The following is a 17930-nucleotide window of genomic DNA, read 5'->3' on the forward strand; positions in this document are numbered from 1 at the left end:
CCGCCAGAAATCGCGCCCACAAAAAACCCGCCTAACGGCGGGTTTCTTTTAAATCAGTTCAACACTCACGATCAGTTAACCTTGGCGTTCAACTCACCCTTCAGATAACGCTGGTACATCGCTTCCAGCGAGATCGGTTTGATCTTCGAAGCATTACCCGCAGTACCGAACGCTTCATAACGCGCGATGCACACGTCACGCATTGCGGTAACAGTCGCGCCGAAGAATTTACGTGGGTCGAATTCGCTAGGGTTGGTGGCCATCAGGCGACGCATCGCGCCGGTGGATGCCAGGCGCAGGTCGGTGTCGATGTTGACCTTGCGCACGCCGTGCTTGATGCCTTCGACGATCTCTTCAACCGGTACGCCGTAGGTTTCTTTGATGTCGCCGCCGTACTGGTTGATGATCGCCAGCCACTCTTGTGGCACCGACGAGGAACCGTGCATCACCAGGTGGGTGTTCGGGATGCGTTTGTGGATTTCCTTGATGCGGTCGATCGCCAGCACGTCGCCGGTCGGTGGCTTGGTGAACTTGTAGGCGCCGTGGCTGGTGCCGATGGCGATGGCCAAAGCGTCGACCTGGGTGCGCTTGACGAAGTCAGCGGCCTCTTCCGGGTCGGTCAGCATCTGGCTGTGATCCAGAACGCCTTCGGCGCCGATGCCGTCTTCTTCACCGGCCATGCCGGTTTCCAGCGAACCCAGGCAGCCCAGCTCGCCTTCTACCGAAACGCCGCAGGCGTGGGCCATGGCGACGGTTTGTTGGGTGACGCGGACGTTGTAGTCGTAGTCGGTCGGGGTCTTGCCGTCTTCGCCGAGCGAGCCGTCCATCATCACCGAGCTGAAGCCCAGTTGAATCGAACGCTGGCAGACGTCAGGGCTGGTGCCGTGGTCCTGGTGCATGCACACCGGGATGTGCGGGAATTCTTCGATTGCCGCCAGGATCAGGTGACGCAGGAATGGCGCGCCGGCATATTTGCGGGCGCCGGCCGAAGCCTGGACGATCACCGGGGAGTCAGTCTTGTCAGCGGCTTCCATGATGGCGCGCATCTGCTCAAGGTTGTTGACGTTGAAGGCTGGAACGCCGTAGCCGAACTCGGCTGCGTGGTCCAGCATCTGGCGCATGCTGATAAGTGCCATTGTGTGTGTCTCTCCCGGTTGAGGGTCGTTGATCGTGCCAGCCTGCCGGAGCGGCGGCGGCTATTCAAGTGATTGCAGATCGGGGGTTGAGGCCCGGTCGGGTGATTCGGTAAAGCAAAATTCTGAGAACTACACAGTTCCCTTGTAGGAGTGAGCCTGCTCGCGATAGCGGACTGACAGTCGCTGCAGTGTTGACTGCAGAACCGTTATCGCGAGCAGGCGAAGGCCTACAATGGGCCTGCGGTGTTGCAATTATTCGGCCTTGCAACCCCGGCCAATCAGGTCATTGGTGGCGACCCAGTACACCAGGCCTTCGTCACCCTTGACGTGGAACGCCAGCATGCCGTCGCTGTACAGCGTGCCCGAGGCGCCCGGCTCTTCTTTCAGGCGATAGACCTGATCGCCGCCGCCCAGTCGCACATCGACTTCCTTCTGGCCGGCATCGGCGTAACGCCACAGCACTTTGGCCTGGCTGTCGCAGGTCCAGGTGGTCCAGTTGTCTGCCGGGGCGGACGACTGAAACAGGTTCAACTGCGCGCAACCGCCCAACAATGCCAACGCCGCAATGGCGATCAAGCCTTTCATCCGTGTTCCTCGACTGACGGCACACGCCGGCAGCCCTGAGTTAAGAGTCAGACCCGTCAAGGACAACCATGTTCCTTGGCCGGGGTTTGCGTCTCGTATTTCTCCAGACCGTCCGGCCCGGAACGCTTGTTCAGCACCGGGTTGGTTTCGGCCTGCCAGTCGGCCTGGTAACAGCCCTTCTGCGGCTCGCTCGGTGCCGGCGTGGCTTCGGCCTTGGGATTATTACTCCCGCAGGCCGCCAGCGTAGCGGTCAGCAACAACAGCACTAACGACTTGACCATGTGAACACTCCTTTGCCTGGCCAAACGGGCGGCCTCAGGCCGTGGCCCGGCTTTCCAGGACTTCAACGGCCGGCAACACCTTGCCCTCGACGAATTCGAGGAACGCGCCACCACCGGTAGAAATGTAGGAGATCTGTTCAGCCACGCCATATTTATCGATCGCCGCCAGGGTGTCGCCACCGCCAGCGATGGAGAACGCCGAGCTTTCGGCGATGGCTTGAGCCAGCACTTTGGTGCCGTTGCCGAACTGGTCGAATTCGAATACGCCGACCGGGCCGTTCCACAGAATGGTTTTCGACGATTTCAGCAGCTCGGCGAAGTTGGCCGCGGTTTGTGGGCCGATATCCAGAATCATGTCGTCAGCAGCGACGTCAGCGATCAGCTTGACCGTGGCTTCGGCGGTTTCGGCAAACTCCTTGGCAACCACCACGTCAACCGGCAGCGGCACGCTGACCTTGGCGGCGATGGCGCGCGCAGTGTCGAGCAGATCCGGTTCGTACAGCGACTTGCCCACCGGGTGACCGGCCGCCGCGAGGAAGGTGTTGGCGATGCCGCCGCCGACGATCAGTTGATCGCAGATCTGGCTCAGGCTGTTCAGCACGTCGAGTTTGGTCGAAACCTTGGAACCGGCAACGATGGCCGCCATTGGCTTGGCCGGCGCGCCGAGGGCTTTGCCCAGTGCGTCCAGTTCAGCGGCGAGCAGTGGGCCAGCGGCTGCCACTTTGGCGAACTTGGCCACGCCGTGAGTCGAACCCTCGGCGCGGTGAGCAGTACCGAAAGCGTCCATCACGAACACGTCGCACAGGGCCGCGTATTGCTGGGCCAGTTCGTCGGCGTTCTTTTTCTCGCCCTTGTTGAAGCGCACATTTTCGAACAGCACGATTTCGCCGGCCTTGACGTCAACACCGCCCAGGTAATCAGCCACCAGCGGCACTTCGCGGCCCAGGGCCTTGCTCAGGTAGTCGGCGACAGGCTTGAGGCTGTTCTCGGCAGAGAACTCGCCTTCGGTCGGACGGCCCAGGTGCGAGCAGACCATTACGGCCGCGCCTTTTTCCAGGGCCAGCTTGATGGTCGGCAGCGAAGCCAGGATTCGCGCGTCGCTGGTGACCACACCGTCCTTGACGGGGACGTTGAGGTCTTCGCGGATCAATACGCGCTTGCCTTGCAGATCGAGGTCGGACATCTTCAACACGGTCATGGGTCGCACTTCCTACGGTTTTTTTGAAGTTGCTGTTTGCAGATAGTGATCCGCAACGTCCAGCATTCGGTTGGCAAACCCCCACTCGTTGTCGAACCAGGCCAGGATGTTTACCAGCCTTGGGCCGGAAACACGGGTCTGACTGGCATCAACAATGGCCGAATGTGGGTCATGGTTGAAATCACAACTGGCGTGCGGCAACTCGGTATAGGCCAGAAGCCCCTTGAGCGGGCCGCTGGTGGCGGCGTCGCGCAGGATCCGGTTGATCTCGTTGGCGTCGGTCGCTGTGGCGGTTTGCATCGTGATATCGAGGCAGGACACATTGACCGTCGGCACGCGTACCGCTTTGGCCTGAATTCGCCCGGCAAGTTCCGGCAGCAGGCGCTCGATGCCCCGCGCCAGACCAGTGGACACCGGGATCACCGACTGGAACGCCGAACGGGTGCGGCGCAGGTCTTCGTGGTGATAGGCGTCGATGACTGGCTGATCGTTCATCGCCGAGTGAATGGTGGTGATCGACACGTAATCCAGGCCGATCGCCTTGTCGAGCAGACGCAGCAGCGGCACGCCGCAGTTGGTGGTACAGGAGGCGTTGGACACCAGCCGTTCGTCACCGGTCAGGCAATCCTGATTGACCCCATAAACGATGGTGGCGTCGACATCCGCCTCGCTGGCCATCGGCTGCGAGAACAACACGCGTGGCGCGCCCGCATCGAGAAAGCGCTGGCCGTCTTCACGGGTGTTATAGGCACCGGAGCATTCGAGCACCAGATCGACGCCCAGCGACGCCCAATCGATGCCTTCTGGAGTGGCACTGCGCAGGACCTTCACGCAGTCGCCATTAATATGCAGACAATCGCCTTCTACGCGCACCTCGCCGGGAAAACGGCCGTGGGTGGAGTCAAAGCGTGTCAGGTATTCGATGCTGGCCATGTCGGCCAGATCGTTGATCGCGACAATTTCAAACCCGGCTTTCTCGCCTCGCTCAAACAGCGCACGCAAAACGCAACGACCAATGCGGCCGTAGCCGTTGAGTGCAACTTTGTAGGGACGCGGTTGAGGCATGGGGTTCTCGATAGTACGCAGGCAGACGCAATGTTTGTTGCAACACAATCCCTGTGGGAGCTGGCTTGCCAGCGATAGCGTCCGTTCAGGCGACTTTTATGTCGAAGCTGATGACCCTATCGCTGGCAAGCCAGCTCCCACAGGGATTGCGGTGACCTTGAGGCCACCGCGCTGTGTTTTAGTCTTCCAGCAGCTCTTCCGCCTGACCCAGAATGTTTTCCAGGGTGAAGCCGAACTCCTCGAACAGTGCCGAAGCCGGAGCCGATTCGCCGTAGGTGGTCATGCCAATCACGCGACCTTCCAGACCGACATACTTGAACCAGAAGTCGGCGTGCGCCGCTTCGATGGCGATACGCGCGCCCACCTGCAGCGGCAGCACCGATTGCTTGTAGCTGGCGTCCTGCGCATCGAACACGCTGGTGCACGGCATGGAAACCACGCGAACCTTGCGGCCCTGCCCGGTGAGTTTGTCGAAGGCCTGAACGGCCAGACCGACTTCCGAACCGGTGGCGATCAGGATCAGCTCAGGCTCGCCAGCGCAGTCCTTCAGCACGTAGCCGCCGCGGCTGATGTCGGCAATCTGGCCGGCATCGCGTTCCTGGTGCTGCAGGTTCTGACGCGAGAAGATCAGCGCCGATGGGCCGTCCTTGCGCTCCAGTGCATTTTTCCACGCGACTGCCGATTCCACGGCATCGGCTGGACGCCAGGTGTCGAGGTTCGGCGTGGTGCGCAGGCTGGTCAGTTGCTCGATCGGCTGGTGTGTCGGGCCGTCTTCGCCCAGACCGATGGAGTCGTGGGTGTAGACATGGATCACACGCTTCTTCATCAGTGCCGACATGCGCACCGCGTTGCGGGCGTACTCCATGAACATCAGAAAGGTTGCGCCGTATGGCACCAGGCCGCCGTGCAGGGTCACGCCGTTCATGATCGCGGTCATGCCGAATTCGCGCACGCCGTAGTACATGTAGTTGCCGCTGGCATCTTCAGCGTTGACGCCCTTGCAACCTTTCCACAGGGTCAGGTTGGAACCGGCCAGGTCAGCCGAACCGCCAAGCAGTTCCGGCAGCAGCGGGCCGAACGCGTTCAGGGTGTTCTGGCTGGCTTTGCGGCTGGCGATGGTTTCGCCCTTGGCCGCGACTTCGGCGATGTAGGCCGAGGCTTTTTCCGAGAAGTCGGCTGGCAGCTCGCCGCTCAGACGACGGATGAGCTCGTTGGCTTCGCTCGGGAACGCTGCAGAGTAAGCAGCGAAACGCTGGTCCCACTCGGCTTCGGCGGCGCGGCCTTTTTCCTTGGCATCCCACTCGGCATAGATGTCGGCCGGGATTTCGAAAGGACCGTAGTTCCAGTTCAGCGCCTGACGGGTCAGGGCGATTTCCGCGTCACCCAGCGGGGCGCCGTGGCAGTCTTCCTTGCCTTGCTTGTTCGGCGAACCGAAACCGATGGTGGTCTTGCAGCAGATCAGCGTCGGCAGCGGGCTCTTGCGCGCGGTGTCGATGGCGGTCTTGATCTCTTCCGGGTCGTGACCGTCAACGTTGCGGATCACTTGCCAGTTGTAGGACTCGAAACGCTTCGGCGTGTCATCGGTGAACCAGCCTTCGACTTCACCGTCGATGGAGATGCCGTTGTCATCGTAGAAGGCGATCAGCTTGCCCAGACCCAAAGTACCGGCCAGGGATGCGACTTCATGGGAGATGCCTTCCATCATGCAGCCATCACCGAGGAACACGTAGGTGTGGTGGTCGACGATGTCGTGGCCAGGACGGTTGAACTGCGCGCCCAGAACCTTTTCTGCCAGCGCGAAACCGACGGCGTTGGCCAGGCCCTGACCCAGCGGGCCGGTGGTGGTTTCAACACCCGGGGTGTAACCGAATTCCGGGTGGCCCGGGGTGCGGCTGTGCAGTTGACGGAACTGCTTGAGGTCGTCGATCGACAGGTCGTAACCGGTCAGGTGCAGCAGCGAGTAGATCAACATCGAGCCGTGACCGTTGGACAGCACGAAGCGGTCACGGTCGGCGAACGACGGGTTGCTCGGGTTGTGCTTGAGGTAGTCGCGCCACAGCACTTCAGCAATATCTGCCATACCCATGGGGGCACCGGGATGGCCGCTGTTGGCTTTTTGCACGGCATCCATGCTGAGGGCACGAATGGCGTTGGCACGCTCACGACGGCTAGGCATCGCTGATCTCCTGGGTGTGAATAGATTGAAACGGAAAAAAGGAGGGCATTTTCCCTCACCCATGCGCCTCGGGGCAATGACAGATAGTGATCCGGAGGCTTTTTTCCAATCGATAGCGCCGGTTTCTGCAGGTGAAACCTTTCCGCTGTTGTTTTGTAGAGACCACCGCCTGATGAGAAGTGCCATTTATCGAGCAATATCAAAACTTTTTGATATTGACCTTGCGATGCCCTCTCACCGTCTCTAGACTGCCAGCCCTATGAACCTACGCGTGCCTTCCATTCGCCATGACGATTGCGACGAGCTGGCGGCCCTGTGCAAGGCCGGCGGCGATCCGTTGCGGCTGAATGTCTTGCGCGCGCTGGCCAACGATTCGTTCGGCGTGCTGGAGCTGGCGCAGATTTTCGGCATCGGTCAGTCCGGCATGAGCCACCACCTTAAAGTGCTGGCGCAGGCCGATCTGGTGGCGACCCGCCGTGAAGGCAACGCGATTTTCTATCGTCGCGCCCTGCCCCATACCGAATTGCTCGGCGGCAAGCTGCACGCGGCATTGCTGGAGGAAGTCGACGATCTGGCGCTGCCGGACGACGTGCAAACGCGGATCGAACAGGTCCACGGGCAACGCGCCGCCGCCAGTCAGGACTTTTTCGCCCGGGTCGCGGAGAAATTTCGCGCCCAGCAGGATTTGATCGCCGGCCTGCCGCAGTACCGCGATAGCGTGCTGGCCTTGCTCGACAAGCTGAACTTCAATGGTGCTGCCACGGCCATCGAAGTCGGCCCCGGCGACGGTGCTTTTCTGCCGGAACTGGCGCGCCGTTTTGCCAGCGTGACCGCGCTGGACAACAGCCCGGCGATGCTCGAACTGGCGCGTCAGGTCTGCGAACGTGAACAGCTGGCTAACGTCAGCCTGCAATTGGCCGATGCATTGAACGGCAGCAGCCTTCAGGCCGATTGCGTGGTGTTGAACATGGTGTTGCACCATTTCGCCGCCCCGGCCGATGCGCTCAGGCACATGGCCGACCTGCTGCAACCGGGCGGTAGCCTGCTCGTGACAGAGTTATGTAGCCACAACCAGAGTTGGGCCAGGGAGGCCTGCGGTGATCTCTGGTTGGGGTTTGAACAGGACGATCTGGCCCGTTGGGCCACCGCTGCGGGACTCGTTCCCGGGGAAAGCCTGTATGTAGGCTTACGTAATGGTTTCCAGATCCAGGTCCGCCATTTTCAGCGACCGGCTGGCGACACTCACCATCGGTAAATTCAGGAAAACATCGAGATGAGCGAATACTCCCTCTTCACCTCCGAGTCCGTGTCCGAAGGGCATCCGGACAAAATCGCCGACCAGATTTCCGATGCGGTGCTGGACGCCATTATTGCCCAGGACAAACACGCTCGCGTGGCCGTGGAAACGCTGGTCAAGACCGGCGTGGCCATCGTTGCCGGTGAAGTGACCACCAGCGCCTGGGTCGACCTGGAGCAGATCGTTCGTGACGTGATCTGCGACATCGGCTACACCAGCTCCGAAGTCGGCTTCGACGGCGCGACCTGCGGCGTGATGAACATCATCGGCAAGCAGTCCCCCGACATCAACCAGGGCGTTGACCGTGCCAAACCTGAAGATCAGGGCGCCGGCGACCAAGGCCTGATGTTCGGCTACGCCAGCAACGAAACCGACGTATTGATGCCAGCGCCGATCACCTTCTCGCACCAACTGGTGCAGCGTCAGGCCGAAGCGCGCAAATCGGGCCTGCTGCCTTGGCTGCGTCCGGACGCCAAGTCGCAAGTAACCTGCCGTTACGAAGGTGGCAAGGTTGTCGGTATCGACGCTGTTGTTCTGTCGACCCAGCACAACCCTGAAGTGTCGTACAAAGACCTGCGCGAAGGCGTGATGGAGCTGATCGTCAAGCACGTACTGCCTGCCGAACTGCTGAGCAAGGACACCCAGTTCCACATCAACCCGACCGGCCAGTTCATCATTGGCGGCCCGGTAGGTGACTGCGGTCTGACCGGTCGCAAGATCATCGTCGACAGCTACGGCGGCATGGCCCGTCACGGCGGTGGCGCGTTCTCCGGCAAGGATCCATCGAAGGTTGACCGTTCGGCTGCCTACGCTGGCCGTTATGTGGCCAAGAACATCGTCGCAGCCGGCCTGGCCGAGCGTTGCGAGATTCAGGTGTCCTACGCGATCGGTGTGGCCCAGCCGACCTCGATCTCGCTGAACACTTTCGGCACCGGCAAGATCAGCGATGACAAGATCATCAAACTGGTCCGCGAAGTGTTCGACCTGCGTCCATACGCAATCACCACCATGCTCGACCTGCTGCACCCGATGTATCAGGAAACCGCAGCCTACGGCCACTTCGGCCGCGCGCCGCAGACCAAGACCGTTGGCGAAGACAGCTTCACCACGTTCACCTGGGAAAAAACCGACCGCGCCGACGCCCTGCGTTCCGCTGCCGGCCTGTAAGCCCTTTCCCGGCTACAAAAAAAGCTCCGCACGGTTCGCGCCGCGCGGGGCTTTTTCATGCCGTGAAATATGTTCACTTGCTCTGCTTGCAAGTCTGAGTTCACCGCGGCGGTTCAGGTTGGCGTACTCCGAAAGAACCACTCGGTCAGTCCCCTCTCCCTCCGGGAGAGGGCTAGGGTGAGGGGCTTTTGGGTCCATGCAGAAATAAGCAGCAAAACACCCACGCACCAGTGCCAATATCCCCGCCTACGCTTCAAGCATCACCTCCGAGCAAGGAAGCTCACATGCCCTTCACCCTGCCCCTGCTGTCGGTTCTCCTGCTGACACTCATCACCTTCCACGCCCACGCCAACTGCCCAGACTGGCCACCCGCCAAAGCCCAACGCGAAATCACCGCCCTGCAAACCCGGATCGACCAATGGGACGACGCCTACCACCGCGAAGGCCGCTCGCTGATCGCCGATGAACTTTACGACCAGTCGCGCCTGCGCCTGAAAGCGTGGCGACAATGCTTCCAACTGCCCTCGTCGCCCGCGCCATTGCGCAGCGCCGCCGGCCCCATTCAGCATCCCGTCGCTCACACTGGCCTGGACAAGCTTCATCAAGCCGAAGACGTCGAACGCTGGCTGCGGTCGCGCAAGGCTGTCTGGATTCAACCAAAAATCGACGGCGTGGCGGTCACCCTGATCTATCGCCAAGGCCTGTTACAACGAGCCATCAGCCGTGGCGACGGCCTCTCGGGGCAAGACTGGACAGCCTCGGCGCGCGAGATCCCGGCGATCCCGCAACGCCTGACCCAACCGCAAGATCTGCTGGTGCAAGGCGAACTCTATTGGCGCCTCAAAGATCACGTACAAGCCCGCGCCGGCAGCATCAACGCTCGCGCTACCGTTGCCGGATTGATGGGGCGCAAATCGCTGGATGCGCAACAAGCCGCCGGGATCGGTCTGTTCGTGTGGGACTGGCCGCAGGGTCCGCTGGATTTACCCGAGCGAATAACCCTGCTGGCGACACTGGGTTTCGCCACCACCGAACCTTACAGCCACGCCATCACCGACTTCACCGAGGCGCAGAAATGGCGCGAGCACTGGTATCGCTCACCGCTGCCGTTTGCCAGCGATGGCGTGGTTCTGCGCCAGAGTCAACGTCCACCCGCCGAGCGCTGGCAGGCCCGCGCCCCGTACTGGGCGATCGCCTGGAAATATCCGTTTGCACAGGTCTTGGCCGACGTCCGCAAGGTCAATTTCAAGATAGGTCGCACCGGGCGCATCACGCCGGTGCTGGAGCTGAACCCGACGATGCTCGACGACCGCGAGATCAAGCGGGTCAGCGTCAGCTCATTGAAGCGCTGGCAGCAAATGGATATCCGCCCCGGTGATCAAGTGGCGATCAGCCTCGCCGGACTGACCATCCCGCGACTCGACAGCGTGGTTGTGCGGGCTGCCGATCGCGCAGAGCTATCCGTTCCGAATGCGCAGGACTTCCACGCCCTGAGCTGTTGGCAACCCACCGCCGGCTGCGAAAGCCAGTTTCTCGCGCGTCTGGCCTGGCTCAGCGGCAAGCAGGGGCTGGCGATGGCGCATGTCGGTCGCGGCACCTGGGAGAAACTTTTCGAAACAGGCCGCCTGAACAACCTGCTGGATTGGTTGACCCTCGACGAGCCAGAGCTTGCTAACATCGCCGGCTTCGGCGAACGCAGCAGCGCCCGCCTGATCCACAGTTTTCACAGCGCTCGCCAACGACCATTCGTGCAGTGGCTCAAAGCCCTGGGCCTGCCGCCGACCGGTCAGGCACAACTGGCTGATACCTGGCAGGCGCTGGCACAACGCGACACCGAACAATGGCAGGCAGAACCCGGCATCGGCTCCGGCCGTGCGGCGCAATTGAGCGCCTTCTTTCGCGACCCGCAAGTGTTAGCCTTGAGCGAGACCTTGCAGGCCGCCGGGATCGACGGCTTCTGAACATGCCTTCCCCGCTCGACGGGAACCCAATGGCCGGCCCGACGCTCCAACAGCGCAGTGCCCTCCAACCCGATTGTTTATGCACATGGAGCTTTTATGAAATTTCTCGCACCGCTCGCCCTGTTCACTCTGTGCGGCGTCCTGGCCGCCCCGGCGATGGCGGAAGAAGAAGGCCCGGGGCTGACCGGTTGCGCTGCCAAGAAGCAGGGCATCATCAACCAGATCGAACAGGCCAAGTCGCGCGGCAACATGGAGCAGCAGGCAGGTCTCGAAACAGCCCTGCGTGAAGTGACCGAGCATTGCACCGATGCCGGACTGAAAAAAGAGCGCGAGAACAAGGTGCTTGAGGCCAAGCATGAAGTCAGCCAGCGTCAGGCCGACCTCGATAAGGCCATGAAGAAGGGCGATCCGGAGAGGATCAACAAGCGTAAGGAAAAGCTGGCCGAGTCGCGCAAGGAACTGCAGGAAGCGCTGGAAGAGATCGACAAGTAAGACTTTGGTTTCGTGGCGAATGGCAAACCGCTTTCGCGAGCAGGCTCGCTACCACGTTGGAATACATATCCATGTGGGAGCGAGCTTGCTCCGGGCGGCGTTCCGACGAAGAGGCCAGCTCAGACCAAGCAGGTTAATGATCCCGAAACTGCTTATGGCAAGCACTGCAGGCATCTTCAACTTTCTGCACGGCCGGCCCGAGGTTGCTGGCCTTGTACGGCTGAACCTTGCTGGCGATGACCAATTCACCGGTAGCCGCCTCAAGATCTCGGGCCATTTGCTGAAACTGTGCCTGCTTCTGCCAGACATCGTCCTTGGCGCTGGTGTGATCTTCTTCGCGAACCTGCGGAAAATGCTGCCACGGCTCATGGGACAAGGCATCGAGCCTGACCGCACCGTCAGTAAATTTTGGCCCGTCGAACGGGATGCGCCCACGCAACATGCCGCCGAGGTCTTCGCTGGTCTTGAGCATCTGTTTGAAGACGGCCTTGCGTTGGCCCAGCGGGGAATTCGGATCGACCCCGCCACAGGCGGACAGGGCCAAACAGGCCAGCAATACAACAGCAATTCGTTTGAGAGTCATGGCGGCTTCAGGTCGCGGAAATCGGCGGCCAGTATCCTCGCGTCACCGTCAAACACCAATAGCCCTATTAAAAATACGGGTTGCTTGAGCGCATGGAGCACTTGGGCAACCGGCACAGGAATCCCTCCATGAATCGCCGTTTCCAGGCCTGGCGTCACCCACTGCTTGCAATCCTTCCACTGCTGGCCGCACTCGCTGGCTGCACCGGCGGTGACAGCGACAAACCAAAAACCCATGCGCTGGCCACTTATTCAAGCGCCACCTGGGAAGCCCTTCCCGCCGTATCCGACAGCGATCTGGTCGCCGGTTTCGGCTCATGGCGCAGCGCCTGCACCCGATTGAAAGCCGATGCGGTCTGGGGCCCGACCTGCGCAACTGCGGCCAATGTGCCGCAGAGTGCCAGCGAAATTCGCGCCTTTCTCAAACAGAACCTCGATGTGTATGGCTTACGCGCGGAAAACGACAACCCCAACGGCCTGATCACCGGCTATTACGAACCGGTCTACCCCGGCAGTCTGACGCCCACCGAGGCTGTCAACGTGCCGGTTTATGGCGTGCCGGAAGACATGATCATCGTGTCCCTGGACAGCATTTATCCGGAGCTCAAGGGCAAGCGCCTGCGCGGCCGGCTCGAAGGGCGAGTGCTCAAGCCTTACGACGACGCGGCGACCATCGAATCCAAAGGCGTGAAAGCACCGGTGGTGGCTTACCTGACTGATCCGATGAACCTGCAATTTCTGCAAATCCAAGGTTCCGGACGGATTCAGACCGAGGACGGCAAACAACTGCGCATCGCCTACGCCGACCAGAACGGCCATCCCTACCGGCCGATCGGACGCTGGCTGGTCGAGCAGGGCGAGCTGAAGAAAGAAGAGGTGACCATGAGCGCCATCAGCAACTGGGCCAAAGCCAATCCGTCACGGATTCCCGAACTGCTGGCCAGCAACCCGAGTTACGTGTTCTTCACCCGCAACCCGGACAGTAACGAAGGTCCACGCGGCTCGCTGAACGTGCCGCTGACCGCAGGTTACAGTGCGGCAGTGGATCGCAAGGTGATTCCGCTGGGCAGTCTGTTGTGGCTGTCGACTACGCGCCCGGATGGCACGCCGCTGGTGCGCCCGGTGGCCGCGCAGGATACCGGCGGCGCGATTGCCGGCGAGGTTCGCGCGGACCTGTTCTGGGGCACCGGTGATGCCGCCGGGCAATTGGCCGGCGACATGAAACAGCAGGGGCAGATCTGGATGCTCTGGCCGAAAGGCGCGCCGTTGCCGCAAGTGCCGCAGGTGGCGGATACAGTGAAGAAGTAACCTTCGGATTCGCCGAGGCAGTCAGACCGCTATCGCGAGCAGGCTCACACCTACATTTGGAATGCGTTCCCCTGTAGGAGTGAGCCTGCTCGCGATGAGGCCATCAGCAACACACCCGACAATCAGATCGACACAAAGAAGAACGAAGCAATCAAGCCCATCCCCACAAACCACACCACCGAGCGCAACGCCGCCCAGTCCGCCAGGTAGCAAATGATGTACAACAAGCGACTGGTGATGAACAGCACCGCCAGCACGTTGACCGTTACCAACTGCGCCGTACCGACCAGGTGCGCAACGAGCACCGCGGCGGCAAATGCCGGGGTCACTTCAAAACTGTTCAGTTGCGCGGCATGCGCACGTCGGGCCACACCGCCGACGCTGTCGAGAAAATCCCGCGGATCGTAATTGTCCTTCAGCCGGAAACCGCCAGACGCTTTCGCCACGATCGTGCACACGTACGGCAGGAAAATCGCGATCAACACACACCACAGAGCTACCGTCATAACACCATCCTTTTTGATTTTGGAATTCGCGGGCAGGCAGAAAGACATCGCCAGCCCAAGGCTAAGAGCCGCCCGCGGCCGAAAGGTTCTTGAGGTAGCGCATACCGACAAACCACACGGATCACACTGAGCCCGACTGCATCACCCACAGCACCAGAGCGTAGCTGACAACCGGACATTCCACGCTGCATGCAGCAACGCCGTCAGAGCTGTCGTCATGCTCGCCCCCGCATCTGACGCTGAACCAATTAGTCAGATTATTGATTCGCGATGTGTCCATGGCTGTTTATACTGCGCGCGACCACGCCGCACTCAGTTGCGCACAGAAAAATACCAATAAATGTTGCCTGCGCCGCTCTCTCCGAGATCGGGCGACGGCCCGCGTATGCCTGATCAAAGCGTCAAGACTACTAACAGAGACCTTGCGCATGCCACTCGCCTTGCTTGCCCTCGCCGTCGCCGCCTTCGGCATCGGCACCACTGAATTCGTGATCATGGGCCTGCTGCCCGACGTCGCCCGCGACCTGGCCGTGAGCATTCCCCACGCTGGTCTGTTGATTACAGGTTATGCGTTGGGTGTGGTGTTCGGCGCACCGATCCTGGCAATCGGCACCGCGAACATGCCGCGCAAAGCAACCTTGCTGGGAATGACGCTGATGTTCATCCTCGGCAACGTGCTGTGCGCCCTCGCGCCGAATTACGCCACGCTGATGGCCGCGCGCGTGGTCACCGCCCTGTGTCACGGCGCGTTCTTCGGCATCGGCTCGGTGGTCGCCGCCGGACTGGTCGCGCCGAACAAGCGCGCCCAGGCTATCGCCATGATGTTCACCGGCCTGACGCTGGCCAACGTGCTCGGCGTTCCACTGGGCACTGCGCTCGGCCAATACGCCGGTTGGCGCTCGACGTTCTGGGCGGTGTCGGTGATCGGCGTGATCGCGGCGCTTGCGCAATGGCTGTGGTTGCCAAAACACATTGCGATGGACAAGGCCAACCTCGCCAGCGAGTTCAGAGTGCTGGGCAAGGTCAACGTGCTACTGGCGCTGGGCATGAGCGTGCTGGCCTCGACCAGTCTGTTCAGCGTGTTCACCTACATTGCGCCGATTCTGCAAGACATCACTGGCGTCAGCCCCCACGGCGTCACGGTGATGTTGCTGCTGTTTGGCGTCGGTCTGACGGGTGGCAGCATGCTCGGCGGGCGTCTGGCCGACAGCCGTTTGCTGCCTTCGCTGGTCGGCGTGGCTTTGGCGGTGGTGGTGATTCTGGCCGCGTTCAGCCAGACCAGCCGCTCAGTGGTGCCAGCAGCGATCACGCTGGTGTTGTGGGGGATTTTCGCTTTTGCGCTGTGCCCGATTCTGCAACTGCTGATCATCGATCAGGCCCATGATGCGCCGAATCTGGGTTCGACGCTGAACCAAAGCGCGTTCAATCTGGGCAATGCGGCGGGCGCGTGGATTGGCGGGCTGGTGGTAGCCAGTGGCGCGGATCTGACGGACCTGCCATGGACCGGGGCGCTGGTCGGTGTGCTGACGGTGCTGGCGGCGTTGTGGTTTATTTATCTGCAACGTGGTCGGACGGTTGCGGTCAATGTGTCGGACTGATTGCGGTGTGCCAGATAGAGCCCTCACCCTAGCCCTCTCCCGGAGGGAGAGGGGACTGATTGGGGGATGCTTGGGAACGTAGGCGACAGGAACGAGCCTCGTCGAATCCAAAATCAACCCGGTCGTTCAGGTCGATGTTCCACGCAAGACACCTCGGTCGGCTCCCTCTCCCTGCGGGAGAGGGCTGGGGTGAGGGGCTGTCGGGCGTGACGCAAAATCCGAATGTGCCCTCAGCCAACCCCACCCCATCAAACCCCTGCGCCCAAAACTCCGGTCGCGCTCCATTCACCCTTCATCCAAAGGACCCCGGATGCTTGAACTTGTCGCCGCTTTCATCTGCTTGACCACCCTTCTCACCTTCGTCAACTTCCGCTTCATCGGCCTGCCGCCGACTATCGGCGTAATGGTCACTGCCTTGCTGTTCTCGCTGATCCTGCAGGGCCTCAGCGTGCTCGGCTTCCCCGGCCTCGAAGACCGTGTGCAGCAACTGATCGGCCAGATCGACTTTGGCGATCTGTTGATGAACTGGATGCTGTCGTTCCTGCTGTTCGCCGGCGCCCTTCACGTCAACCTTAATGACCTGCGCAGCTACCGCTGGCCCATCGGCCTGCTGGCGACCTTTGGTGTATTGATTGCCACTGCAGTGATCGGCAGCCTCGCCTATTACATTTTTGCCCTGTTCGGCTGGCACGTGAGTTTCCTCTACTGCCTGTTGTTCGGCGCGCTGATTTCGCCCACCGACCCGATTGCAGTGCTCGGCGTATTGCGTACCGCCAATGCCTCGAAACCACTGAAAACCACCATCGTCGGTGAGTCGCTGTTCAATGACGGCACCGCGGTCGTGGTGTTCACTGTGCTGCTGGGTATCGCGCAACTGGGCGAGACCCCGACCATCAGCGCCACCGCGATGCTGTTTGCGCACGAGGCGCTGGGCGGTGTGCTGTTTGGCGGACTGATCGGTTACCTGGTCTATCGCATGATCAAAAGCGTCGAGCAGCATCAGATCACCGTGATGCTGACCCTGGCGCTGGTAATTGGCGGTTCAGCGATGTCCACCGAATTGCATGTCTCGGCGCCGATCGCGATGGTGGTTGCCGGGCTGATCATCGGCAACCTGGGCCGTAACCTGGCGATGAACGACATGACCCGCCGCTACCTCGACGGTTTCTGGGAGTTGCTCGATGACATGCTCAACGCCTTGCTGTTTGCGCTGATCGGCATGGAGTTGTTGCTGCTGCCGTTCAACTGGCTGCACATGGCCGCAGCGGGTTTGCTCGCGGTGGCGATTCTGCTGTCGCGCCTGCTCACCGTGGCCCCGGCGATTCTGTTGCTGCGGCGCTGGCGCTCAGTGCCGGCCGGCACCATCCGCATCCTGACGTGGGGCGGTTTGCGCGGTGGCGTCTCGGTAGCCCTGGCGCTGGCTTTGCCGCTGGGCCCGGAGCGCGATCTGCTGCTGAGCATCACCTACATCGTGGTGCTCTCATCGATCCTTCTCCAGGGCCTGAGCATCGGCAAACTGGTCAAGCATGCAACGCGCAACGAGCCGGCTACCGTGCCTGAGCCAGCGCACCACTGATCATTTCAGGGAGGACTGCGGATCGGTTTTCTTCGCCTGATCCGCAGGTTCCTTCGGCACCCCGCTCTCGCTGCGGATTTGCGCATGGCTGATCAGCGCGAAGATGAAGCTGCCGCCGATGATATTCCCCGCCAGTGTCGGACCGGCAAATACCATCCAGAAATCACTCCACGGCAGTTCGCCGGCAAATACCAAGTACGAAACCTCCGCCGAACCTACGACGATGTGGGTGAAGTCGCCCAGTGCCATGAAGTAGGTGATGAGGATAATGATCCACATCTTCGCGCTTTCCATGGACGGGATCATCCAGACCATGGTGGCAATCATCCAGCCGGAGACGATGCCTTTGGCGAACATCTGACTGGCGTGGTTTTCCATGACCTTGCGACCGATTTCGAGAAAGGCATGGTCCGTCTTGCTGTCGAAAATCGGCAGCTCAAGCATCACATACGCCACCAGAATCGTGCCGCACAGGTTGCCGATCAGCACCACGCTCCACAGCCGGATCAGTCGGGCAAAATTCAGCAGGGTTGGCTTGGTCATCACCGGCAACACCGCGGTCAGGGTGTTTTCGGTGAACAGTTGCTGGCGCGCCAGAATCACCGCGAGAAAACCTGCGCAATAACCGAAGCTGGCGATCACCTTGAACTCGTCACCGTCGGGCAGACGCGAGTTGAGCAGGCCCATGCCCATCAGCGACAACCCCATCGTCAACCCGGCCGCCAACGCCGACCACCAGAGCGCGGCAATGCTGCGTTCCAGTTCCTGATCGCCTTGGGTGCGGATGATTTCATGCAGGACGGCCGCGCGAGGCGGCTGGCTTTTCTCGACTTCGTGCTGCTCTTTGGCCGAGAGGTCGGGGGTTTTGTCGCTGGTGGGCGTGGTCATGGCGTGGCAACCGTGGGGGGGGCGATTTAGCTACGACCGTTGCGCTTCATGGCTGTTCAGTGGCCAGATCAATCTTCGCTGATGGCACCACCGCTATCGCCGGCAGGCTGGCTC

The 17930-nt window shown here is 61.1% G+C and carries 16 protein-coding genes; 7 read left to right on the forward strand and 9 right to left on the reverse strand.

Annotated features, from left to right (window positions below):
- Window positions 1–71: 71 nt before the first annotated feature.
- The 6 genes from fba to tkt all read right to left on the reverse strand — a co-directional run bounded on the left by fba (window position 72) and on the right by tkt (window position 6441).
- Entirely contained in the window at window positions 72–1136 is a 1065-nt protein-coding gene (fba, locus tag ACYYKW_RS02250) for a class II fructose-bisphosphate aldolase (protein WP_008081027.1), read from the reverse strand.
- A 252-nt stretch (window positions 1137–1388) separates the two neighbouring features.
- Window positions 1389–1721 (reverse strand): MliC family protein, encoded by a 333-nt coding sequence (locus ACYYKW_RS02255; RefSeq protein ID WP_093097536.1) that lies wholly within the window; start codon window positions 1719–1721, stop codon window positions 1389–1391.
- 56 nt (window positions 1722–1777) lie between these two features.
- Window positions 1778–2002 carry a hypothetical protein gene (locus ACYYKW_RS02260; RefSeq protein WP_464989307.1) on the reverse strand — a complete coding sequence of 75 codons (225 nt, stop codon included), beginning with the start codon at window positions 2000–2002 and terminating at the stop codon, window positions 1778–1780.
- Between the two features lie 34 nt (window positions 2003–2036).
- The gene (locus ACYYKW_RS02265; RefSeq protein ID WP_464989308.1) at window positions 2037–3200 is read right to left on the reverse strand and encodes a phosphoglycerate kinase; all 1164 of its coding nucleotides are present in this window, start codon (window positions 3198–3200) and stop codon (window positions 2037–2039) included.
- Window positions 3201–3212: 12 nt separating this feature from the next.
- The gene (gene epd / locus ACYYKW_RS02270) at window positions 3213–4265 is read right to left on the reverse strand and encodes an erythrose-4-phosphate dehydrogenase (protein ID WP_093097532.1); all 1053 of its coding nucleotides are present in this window, start codon (window positions 4263–4265) and stop codon (window positions 3213–3215) included.
- Window positions 4266–4443: 178 nt separating this feature from the next.
- On the reverse strand, window positions 4444–6441 hold the full coding sequence (tkt, locus tag ACYYKW_RS02275; protein ID WP_464989309.1) for a transketolase: 1998 nt from the start codon (window positions 6439–6441) through the stop codon (window positions 4444–4446).
- A 259-nt stretch (window positions 6442–6700) separates the two neighbouring features.
- Between tkt and ACYYKW_RS02280 the strand changes: the two genes are divergently transcribed.
- The 4 genes from ACYYKW_RS02280 to ACYYKW_RS02295 all read left to right on the forward strand — a co-directional run bounded on the left by ACYYKW_RS02280 (window position 6701) and on the right by ACYYKW_RS02295 (window position 11358).
- Entirely contained in the window at window positions 6701–7696 is a 996-nt protein-coding gene (locus ACYYKW_RS02280; protein WP_093097526.1) for an ArsR/SmtB family transcription factor, read from the forward strand.
- Between the two features lie 18 nt (window positions 7697–7714).
- On the forward strand, window positions 7715–8905 hold the full coding sequence (metK, locus tag ACYYKW_RS02285) for a methionine adenosyltransferase (protein ID WP_024014624.1): 1191 nt from the start codon (window positions 7715–7717) through the stop codon (window positions 8903–8905).
- A gap of 284 nt (window positions 8906–9189) precedes the next feature.
- Window positions 9190–10866 carry an NAD-dependent DNA ligase LigB gene (gene ligB / locus ACYYKW_RS02290; protein ID WP_464989310.1) on the forward strand — a complete coding sequence of 559 codons (1677 nt, stop codon included), beginning with the start codon at window positions 9190–9192 and terminating at the stop codon, window positions 10864–10866.
- 96 nt (window positions 10867–10962) lie between these two features.
- Window positions 10963–11358, forward strand: coding sequence for a DUF1090 domain-containing protein (locus ACYYKW_RS02295; RefSeq protein ID WP_093097522.1), 396 nt, complete (start codon window positions 10963–10965; stop codon window positions 11356–11358).
- Between the two features lie 133 nt (window positions 11359–11491).
- Here the strand turns inward: ACYYKW_RS02295 and ACYYKW_RS02300 are convergent, their stop codons facing one another.
- Window positions 11492–11941, reverse strand: coding sequence for a c-type cytochrome (locus ACYYKW_RS02300; RefSeq protein ID WP_464989311.1), 450 nt, complete (start codon window positions 11939–11941; stop codon window positions 11492–11494).
- Between the two features lie 128 nt (window positions 11942–12069).
- Between ACYYKW_RS02300 and mltA the strand changes: the two genes are divergently transcribed.
- On the forward strand, window positions 12070–13248 hold the full coding sequence (mltA, locus tag ACYYKW_RS02305; RefSeq protein WP_464989312.1) for a murein transglycosylase A: 1179 nt from the start codon (window positions 12070–12072) through the stop codon (window positions 13246–13248).
- Window positions 13249–13370: 122 nt separating this feature from the next.
- Here the strand turns inward: mltA and ACYYKW_RS02310 are convergent, their stop codons facing one another.
- The gene (locus tag ACYYKW_RS02310) at window positions 13371–13754 is read right to left on the reverse strand and encodes an MAPEG family protein (RefSeq protein WP_090287073.1); all 384 of its coding nucleotides are present in this window, start codon (window positions 13752–13754) and stop codon (window positions 13371–13373) included.
- A gap of 428 nt (window positions 13755–14182) precedes the next feature.
- Here ACYYKW_RS02310 and ACYYKW_RS02315 point away from each other — a divergent pair, with 428 nt between their 5' ends.
- Window positions 14183–15352, forward strand: a complete 1170-nt coding sequence (locus ACYYKW_RS02315; RefSeq protein ID WP_464989313.1) for an MFS transporter — start codon at window positions 14183–14185, stop codon at window positions 15350–15352.
- Between the two features lie 310 nt (window positions 15353–15662).
- The gene (locus tag ACYYKW_RS02320; protein ID WP_090287078.1) at window positions 15663–16928 is read left to right on the forward strand and encodes a cation:proton antiporter; all 1266 of its coding nucleotides are present in this window, start codon (window positions 15663–15665) and stop codon (window positions 16926–16928) included.
- On the opposite strand, the gene ACYYKW_RS02325 is transcribed toward ACYYKW_RS02320, so the two are convergent.
- Window positions 16929–17816, reverse strand: a complete 888-nt coding sequence (locus ACYYKW_RS02325; protein ID WP_336356661.1) for a formate/nitrite transporter family protein — start codon at window positions 17814–17816, stop codon at window positions 16929–16931.
- Between the last annotated feature and the right edge of the window lie 114 nt (window positions 17817–17930).

The sequence above is a fragment of the Pseudomonas sp. 15C genome (assembly GCF_055484735.1).